Annotated in this window: 2 rRNA genes; both read left to right on the top strand. The window is 51.4% G+C overall.

Annotated features, from left to right (window positions below):
* Positions 1-92: ribosomal RNA gene (locus tag ACLHZ1_RS20710) — 23S ribosomal RNA — on the top strand; the annotation flags it as partial.
* A 122-nt stretch (positions 93-214) separates the two neighbouring features.
* Positions 215-327: ribosomal RNA gene (gene rrf, locus ACLHZ1_RS20705) — 5S ribosomal RNA — on the top strand; the annotation flags it as partial.

Here is a 327-nt window from a genome sequence, read left to right as displayed (position 1 = left end):
GCCGTTGGAGACCACAACGTTGATAGGTGGGGTGTGTAAGCGCGGCGACGTGTTGAGCTAACCCATACTAATTACCCGTGAGGCTTAACCATACAACACCCAAGAAGTGTTTCTGGCCTTGTAGCAAATCGAAGAACTACTCAAATTCAGTGATAACGACAAAGCAAACAAGCGAAGTCGTTATTCACGTCAGCTTTCCGGATGAAGTTTTTTGCCTGGCGGCCATAGCGCCGTGGAACCACCTGATCCCATGCCGAACTCAGAAGTGAAACGCGGTAGCGCCGATGGTAGTGTGGCATTCGCCATGCGAGAGTAGGACACTGCCAG

The organism is Aeromonas sobria (assembly GCF_050266975.1).
Lineage (GTDB): Bacteria > Pseudomonadota > Gammaproteobacteria > Enterobacterales > Aeromonadaceae > Aeromonas > Aeromonas sobria_B.
This window is presented reverse-complemented; position numbering and strand designations above follow the sequence as displayed.